Annotated in this window: 3 protein-coding genes; all 3 read right to left on the bottom strand. The window is 29.6% G+C overall.

The features are described from left to right. Positions 1 to 339: 339 nt before the first annotated feature. On the bottom strand, positions 340 to 1,554 hold the full coding sequence (locus tag F564_RS0117480) for a hypothetical protein (protein ID WP_028123714.1): 1,215 nt from the start codon (positions 1,552 to 1,554) through the stop codon (positions 340 to 342). A gap of 292 nt (positions 1,555 to 1,846) precedes the next feature. Further along, complete coding sequence (locus tag F564_RS0117475; protein ID WP_034981965.1) at positions 1,847 to 2,140, bottom strand: hypothetical protein; 294 nt, start codon at positions 2,138 to 2,140, stop codon at positions 1,847 to 1,849. A 2-nt stretch (positions 2,141 to 2,142) separates the two neighbouring features. Then, the gene (locus tag F564_RS0117470) at positions 2,143 to 2,724 is read right to left on the bottom strand and encodes a hypothetical protein (protein WP_028123712.1); all 582 of its coding nucleotides are present in this window, start codon (positions 2,722 to 2,724) and stop codon (positions 2,143 to 2,145) included. Positions 2,725 to 2,852 lie beyond the last annotated feature (128 nt).

Below are 2,852 nucleotides of genomic sequence, written 5' to 3'. Positions count from 1 at the left end.
TACGAATCCAGTGGAAAGTCTAGGAAGTTTTTTATGAAATTAACTGGTGTACTTTGCCTCGGAATGAGTGGTGTACTTTGTTCGGAATAATCAGTATTTAATAGAAAAATGAATAATATTAAAATTGCATTAGTTTGATAATGCACTACGAGTTAATAATAATATTATTTGGTTTGTCTTCATTTGGTCTTTTGGCGTTAGTCTTATTTGATTAATTTTAAAATTTATTGATTTATTAAGTAACTCCTTTGATAATAAATTTTCATTAGGTGTCAGTGTTTCGTCTGTTAGCGGTCGGTTGGAAAATTGCCACCAAACCCTTGTTGTACTATTGTACTTTTATTCGTTTTCTACTATTTCGTCTAAGTACCTCCACTTAAATGTATAATCATACATATTCCCCCAACTTTTAGAGCCTGGATTGTTTTCTTTTAAATGTAATATATAATCAAAATCATTTGAAACAATGAATAATTTAATCTCTGATGTTCCTATTAATGGGAGATAATGTCTAAAAACTTTATCTATATCTTTTGTGGTGTAATTGTCTTTCAAAGCGATATTGTTATCAATCTCTTTATCCCATAATTTATCGGGTACATCTTCTATTGCTAACTTTATAACTTTGTCTTTTGTTTTCCAAGTAATTGCTAAAAAGTTGTGGATGCCCAAAGAATCTCCTTCTGAATAAAGTCTGGGCAAACCAAATTGTTCAATATTATTGGGTGTAGTGTTGTTAGAAATAAAATTATAAAGAGCAATTATTTCGTTATTATTCATTTTGTTTTTTGAAACGAAAACAGCATCAATACTTTTGGTTTTCTCATTTTCGATATACTGAATGGTGTTAAAATTTATATCATTAATGTGGGCAACTATTTTGCCTAATTTATCCGAATTTACGATTCCTCTATTTGCATAGTTTAATTGGTTTTTATCTTTTGAGATAGAAAATGTATTTAATATAACTTGATAAGAATTTTTGTTGTCTACTAATTCTTCTGCCAATTGTATTGGGTTTAGTTGTTGTAATTTGCTTTGCTCAGATAGATATTCAGATTTTTTCGGGATTTCTAAAGTCGATAAATCTACGTTAATTATTTTGTGCAAAATTTTTGATTTTTCTTCTTTAAGGTTTTTCACTTCTTTAAGAAATGTTACTTTGTCTACATTTACAAAGTTGAGAGAAAAGCGTTTTTCTTCATCTGCTGTTCCGTTGTAATAGAATTTGATATTCAAAGCGTTATTTGTAATGTTTACATCATAGATGCTATCAAGAAGTTGTCCTGTTGAAGGAATTCTGCAATTTGTAAAAGATTGAAATTCAGATATTTTTATTTTCTTTTCAAAAGGATAATCGATATATAAAGAATCATTGTTTGTAGAAAGGTGAATTCTCATTTCAGCAATCATATCCATATATGCCGAAGTGATTCCCCAAAATGGTTTGCTATCAATTTTTGTAACATTTTCTGATTTCCAATAAGTATCAGTTTCTTGTCCACAAGATTGCATTGAAATAGCAAGAATTAAGATAAGGATAATTTTTTTCATTTGGTTTTTCTGTCGTTTCAAATTTGGACAGCTGTTGATTTAGCATATCACACAACGTACTTATAAGTGAAAAGTATACTAAAATAAGTGTCAATTTTTTTTTTTCATTAGTTGTCAGTGTTTCGTCTGTTAGCGGTCGGTCTGAAAAATTGCCACCAACGTTTCGGGGCTTGGCGATGGCGGGCAAACCGAAGCAGAAACTTTCAACTAAAATACAAATTTTAATCGAAGTACAAAACGTGAACTGATGACTTTCCGCCCGCTATTGCCAAACCCTTGTTAGCAGATGTGCTTATTCGTCATTTAGGTTCACTTCGTTTTCGTTAATTCCGTTTAAGTCCATAATTGTAAAAATTATTTCTTCCGTTTTTCTACAAAGTTTCACAATTTTTTGAACATTTACATCTTCCATTTCTTCAAAATGTTTTAAGGAAAATGAATAAATATCGCCTTGGTCAAATGCGTCTTTTAAATGACTGAACTCATTTGACATTGCAAGATTCACAATTTGTTCAAAGATTATTTCTCTTGCTTCAATTAAATTATTTATTGTCTGAATGATTTGTTCACGATAAGTTAATTCCATAATTATTCACCTTTAAAAAATGCAAGTTCTAAAGCTCTATATTCTGTAATTTTATAACCAACTTTTTGTTTCATCAGTTTATAGAACACTTCAAAAGTTGTTTCATTTTTTAAGTTTTCGATAAACTTAATGTATTCAATATAAGTTTTAGGTTTTTCAAGTTTGTATTTATGAGGTTCTTCATTGTTTAAAAAACGAAAAACTCGGCTGTCCCAAATTGCATATTGTTTTGGGTTGATGAAATGTAATAATTTTGAAGTTCCAACAAGCGAATTGTTAAAGGCTCTTTTCAAAGTTGCTAGTTGTTCTTCATTTATTTTCTGTCCGTTTTTTACTGCGTTTAAAATTGAAATAATTTCATCAGTTTTTTCGAGTTGTATTGACTTCAAAATTGTTGGCATCCAAGAATAAGTGAAACTTATCCCAATGATTATATTCTCCAGATTTATAGTTTGAAGATTTTTAAAATAATTCAAAAAATGTGGATAAGACAAGAGATAATTTTCTTTAGAAGAGTCGAAATTATTTGCGATTTTGGTCAGTTGTTCAATAATTTCTTTGTTAGATTTTTCGGATATTTTCATTGTGTCAGTTTTGTTCTGAAAGCATATCAGCTCACGTTCCGGCGCTTGGCGAGGTTGCGAACTTCGGAACCGATTATTTTCTGTTAAATATAAAATTTCTTGCGAGAAATAAACGTGAATTTACTACA

It is taken from the genome of Epilithonimonas tenax DSM 16811 (assembly GCF_000428485.1).
Lineage (GTDB): Bacteria > Bacteroidota > Bacteroidia > Flavobacteriales > Weeksellaceae > Epilithonimonas > Epilithonimonas tenax.
This window is presented reverse-complemented; position numbering and strand designations above follow the sequence as displayed.

Excerpts from the sequence above, each read along its gene's own strand:
- F564_RS0117480 (WP_028123714.1), bottom strand. The coding sequence starts at position 1,554 with ATGAAAAAAATTATCCTTATCTTAATTCTTGCTATTTCAATGCAATCT.
- F564_RS0117475 (WP_034981965.1), bottom strand. The coding sequence starts at position 2,140 with ATGGAATTAACTTATCGTGAACAAATCATTCAGACAATAAATAATTTA.
- F564_RS0117470 (WP_028123712.1), bottom strand. The coding sequence starts at position 2,724 with ATGAAAATATCCGAAAAATCTAACAAAGAAATTATTGAACAACTGACC.